Annotated in this window: 5 protein-coding genes; 1 reads left to right on the top strand and 4 read right to left on the bottom strand. The window is 51.6% G+C overall.

Annotated elements, in window-relative coordinates:
- Window positions 1–65: 65 nt before the first annotated feature.
- The gene (locus tag B2899_RS12840; RefSeq protein ID WP_146809981.1) at window positions 66–464 is read right to left on the bottom strand and encodes a FixH family protein; all 399 of its coding nucleotides are present in this window, start codon (window positions 462–464) and stop codon (window positions 66–68) included.
- Window positions 465–698: 234 nt separating this feature from the next.
- Here B2899_RS12840 and B2899_RS12835 point away from each other — a divergent pair, with 234 nt between their 5' ends.
- On the top strand, window positions 699–1,892 hold the full coding sequence (locus B2899_RS12835) for a NupC/NupG family nucleoside CNT transporter (RefSeq protein WP_146809980.1): 1,194 nt from the start codon (window positions 699–701) through the stop codon (window positions 1,890–1,892).
- A 49-nt stretch (window positions 1,893–1,941) separates the two neighbouring features.
- Here B2899_RS12835 and bioF read toward each other — a convergent pair whose 3' ends face one another.
- From bioF to B2899_RS12820, 3 genes are all read right to left on the bottom strand, one after another.
- A complete protein-coding gene (bioF, locus tag B2899_RS12830; protein ID WP_414631778.1) occupies window positions 1,942–3,069 on the bottom strand; it encodes an 8-amino-7-oxononanoate synthase in 1,128 nt (375 codons plus the stop codon).
- 51 nt (window positions 3,070–3,120) lie between these two features.
- On the bottom strand, window positions 3,121–3,879 hold the full coding sequence (gene bioW / locus B2899_RS12825; protein ID WP_146809979.1) for a 6-carboxyhexanoate--CoA ligase: 759 nt from the start codon (window positions 3,877–3,879) through the stop codon (window positions 3,121–3,123).
- Window positions 3,857–4,267: hypothetical protein (locus tag B2899_RS12820; RefSeq protein WP_286886320.1), on the bottom strand; the 411-nt coding region annotated here is incomplete at its 5' end. The genes B2899_RS12820 and bioW, both read right to left, overlap by 23 nt.

Here is a 4,267-nt window from a genome sequence, read left to right as displayed (position 1 = left end):
AGTCAGCCGCTCTTCTCCGCATTTTCATATCGGGGTTGCGGCTGAGATGCCATGATGGTTTCCTGCTATTCTTCTTTTACTTTAATGACCTGCGAAGACACGGCCGTTAAATCCTGTGCCGTCACTTTCGCTTTAATCGTATAAGTACCTGCGGCCGTAAACGTTTTTTCAATCGCGTATGTTCCGTCTCCTTTAGATTTGGCTGCTAGCTCTTCATAATTTCTCTCGCCTTTTTTTGCGATTTCAAATATCGCCTCACTGGCGTCCACCACTTTATCCGATCCTTGCGTCACCACGGCTTCAATGAGCGCCCTTTGACCAACATGCACCGTCTCTGGCGTTACAGCCAGCTCGATCTGCAGCGGCAGCGTATAGGTCGGCTGGCCGCCCCCGGCTGTACATGCACCGGCAAACAAAAGCAAAAAAATGAAAACAAAGAACCGCCTTCTTTTTCTATTCTTCACTTGCTTTCCCCTCCGACTCCTCTAACTTTCTTTTCTATCTTTCGATGGTACTTTCCCCTGCATATTCCGTCATCGGTATATTCTACTATTCCATTAAAATACGCACAATCCTTCTTAAAAAAATGGGATTTTACATTTTAAGGAAGTTTTCTTTTGTTTTTGATGTTCGTCCTTTGGGAAAAATAAGGAAGAGGTTTTTTGTTATTCATTCATCCGCGGGGAGGGAAACAAACAATGAATATTGTCTTTTTTCTGGCCAGTCTGCTGTTGGTGTTCATTCTTGGATATCTTGTTAGTTATAACCGCAAAGAAATCCGGGTAAGACCGATTGCCGCCATGTTGTTGAGTCAAATTCTGCTGGCTTTTTTATTAATCAACACGCGAACAGGTGTCGTCTTAATCGGCTACATCTCCAAAATGTTCGCCAGGCTTATGGAAATCGGCATCGGCGGCGTGGATTTTGTATTCGGCGGACTTGAGAATACAGGCGTATCCAACTTTTTTCTGGATGTACTATTGCCGATTATCTTCATTTCGGTGCTCATCGGCATCTTAAACCATTTGAAAATTCTGCCGCTCATTATTCGCTACGTCGGTCTTGCTCTCAACAAGCTCAACGGCATGGGACGACTGGAAAACTATATCGCCGTATCTTCCGCTATACTGGGGCAGTCTGAAGTGTTTCTGACAGCCAAGAGACAGTTGAACTTTGTCTCCAAACAGCGCCTTTACACGCTATGCACATCTGCCATGAGTGCGGTTAGCATCGCGATTGTCGGCTCCTACATGACCATGCTGGCTCCTAGGTATGTGGTGGTGGCCATCGTGCTTAACATTTTCTCGGCACTCATCGTCGCCAACTTAATTAATCCGTATAAGTTGGATGAAGAAGACGATTTACAGGTGATTGATGCGGGGGAAGATCAAGAACAACGACTGACATTTTTCCAAATGATTAGCGAAAGCATTATGGATGGGTTGAAAATCGCCATTATCGTCGCCGCTATGCTCATTGGATTCATTGCATTAATGAATTTAATCAATTATCTGTTTACCCTTGTATTCCAAGTTTCGTTTCAGACGGTACTTGGTTACATCTTCGCCCCGGTTGCCTTTGTTTTGGGTATACCGGCGAATGAAATCGTTCGGGCCGGCAGCATCATGGCGACCAAGCTGGTAACCAACGAATTCGTTGCGATGCTTAATTTCAAAGACATCGCAGGTCAGCTGTCAGAGCGGACGGCGGGCATTGTATCCGTCTTTTTGGTTAGCTTTGCAAACTTCAGCTCGGTGGGCATCATTACCGGAGCAGTGCGCGCGTTAAACGAAAAACAGGGTGACGAAGTAGCCAGGTTCGGTTTGAAGCTGCTGTACGGATCTACTCTAGCGTCCGTTCTCTCAGCTGCGATTGTCGGATTGTTTTTATGATATCAACCCCGGCATTCTCGATATAATGAAACGACCGTTCGTTCATGCATTAAAATTTTAATGCTCCAACGCCCAGCTCTTTTCCGGCTGCCGCAAAAGCGGCCAGCGCCCTGTCTATCTGGGTACGGGTATGGACAGCTGTCAGCGTTACACGGATTCGGCTTGATCCCTCCGGTACGGTCGGCGGGCGGATCGCGGGTGCAAACACGCCTCTTTCCTCCAGATGGCGGGAGAAGGCTACCGCCCGCTCCGCCGCTCCGATAACCACAGCGAGAATGGGTGTACTTCCTTCAACTAGCGTAAAGCCCATTTCCTTCAATCCGGCCCGCATGTACGCCGCATTGTCGAGCAGCCTCTGCCTTCGCTCAGGCTCTGTCCGAATCATCTCGATTGCTTCAAGCGCAGCACCAATAACGCCGGGAGATAACGAGGTTTGGAAAATAAACGTGCGCGCATAATTACGCAAGTACTCTACAACCGGTTCGGATGCCGCCACATATCCGCCTTCCGCGCCAATGGATTTGCTGAGCGTTCCCATCGCCAGGTGTACGCGCCCGCTCAGACCAAAGTATTCGGCCGTGCCCGCCCCCGTCTTTCCGAGTACTCCGGCCGCATGGGCATCGTCAACCATAACCCAGGCGCCGTATGTCTCCGCCAACTCTACAATCTGCGGCAGCGGCGCAATGTTGCCGTCCATGCTGAATACGCCGTCGGTCACGATCAGCTTTTTGCCTGTAGCCGGGGCAGAACGAAGCTTTTCCTCAAGATCCCGCATATCCGTATGCCGATAAACGATCGTCTGCGCTTTGCTCATGCGGCATCCGTCGATGATGCTCGCATGGTTGAGGGCGTCGCTGAAGATTGTATCCCCCGGTCCCATCAGCGTGGAAATTGTACCGAGATTAGCCAGAAATCCACTGCTGAACACAATGGCGCTCGCCTTCTGCTTCCAGGCGGCAATTGTGCTCTCCAGCCGCTCATGCAGTGACAGGTTGCCGGTCGTTAGCCTAGATCCCCCGCTTCCGGTTCCATAGGCCTCAATGGCGCGAATCGCTGCCCGCTTCACCCGTTCATCCTGCGCCAATCCCAAATAATTATTGGATGAAAACACTTGGATTTCTTCATTCTCATGGGCGATACGAAGACGGCGATACAGTCCTTTTTCCTTCGTAGCCATAAGCCTCGCAGACAGTGAAGCTTCAAATAGATCCACGCTTTTCCCTCCTTCTTATCCAATCCATACAGGAGTCCGCTCCAGATGCACAATATATTCGGAGATGAACGTGCCCGGCTCGACGAAAAATACACGGCCGCCGGAAAAGTCTCCCTGCTCCTTCAACCGGGTAATCCGGCAATATCCGCTGCGCCTGCTTCCGACATAGCCGGTCACATATTCCGGATCGTCAGACCAGCATAATTCCGCCACTGTTCCCGGTGCATAAGCCACTTTGGTAGCCAACGCGATCGCCTCTGCAATGCGGGGCGATCCAAACAGGGGGTGCTGATTTTGCCAGTACAAATAGCGCTCGCGATCCCAGTCCATACGCGATACCCGTATGCCTCTTTCCCCCCGCGTATCCAGCCGCTCGCCGCTTCGACTATCGAGCAGCACCGCTCCCCGCAGATTATTTACAGATCCAAGCAGACAAAGCGCATTCCGGATGGCCTGCTCGGAGACGGACAATTCCCTAAGCAACACTGCCGCCTGCCGTCTGCCTTCCTCCGCGTCTGCCACTTCGTATGTAGAGACAGGAAGCGGCGACAGCACCCGGCAGCTCGCCGGCTCAACTTTTTCGATAGTAAGGTTAATAAAGTCGGCGTCTCCCCGGCTGTGCTGCAGCGCTTTGCGCAGCAATCCGCTGACAAGCGCTTCAATTTCATCCCGGAAGCCCAATCTCTCCCCACCTGAAATATGCAGTCCGCCTTCCTCATGGGCGCCTCCCTGCGCCGCACGCATCCGCAGGCTATAAAGAGGCTCTTTTGACATAAGCAACCGCCCCTTCCTTCGCTCTGCGCATCACTTTTACAAGCGGCCATACGGTTATGGCTGTAAAAACCATACCCGGCAGCGCCGCCAGCAGCAGCGGAACAGCCGATACTCCCAATGTGAGCGATAGCACCCAACGCGCAACAGCAGATCCTATAGGCCCTGCCAGCGCCAGCACAGGAATTGAGGTACCAAACAGTGCGACAATACCGCCCGCTACCAGGCGGAACACCATGGAAATTTCTACATTCAGCAGATTATGTACACCTAACAGCAGCATGGCCGCGCTCGCCAGTACGCCCGCGATTACATAGCGGCGAAAACCGAATACAGCCGCAATCGCCACCGCAATCGGAGCGGAAAGCTGAAACTCGGCGCCCGGAATGCC

This window comes from Aneurinibacillus sp. UBA3580 (assembly GCF_002375825.1).
Taxonomy (GTDB): Bacteria; Bacillota; Bacilli; order Aneurinibacillales; family Aneurinibacillaceae; genus Aneurinibacillus; species Aneurinibacillus danicus.
Note: the sequence above shows the minus strand (reverse complement) of the source record. Positions and strands in the feature narration are given on the sequence as shown.

What these genes read in the sequence shown, in the direction of transcription:
- B2899_RS12835 (WP_146809980.1), top strand. Translation starts at nt 699, where the DNA reads ATGAATATTGTCTTTTTTCTGGCCAGTCTGCTGTTGGTGTTCATTCTT.
- bioW (WP_146809979.1), bottom strand. Translation starts at nt 3,879, where the DNA reads ATGTCAAAAGAGCCTCTTTATAGCCTGCGGATGCGTGCGGCGCAGGGA.
- bioF (WP_414631778.1), bottom strand. Translation starts at nt 3,069, where the DNA reads ATGGCTACGAAGGAAAAAGGACTGTATCGCCGTCTTCGTATCGCCCAT.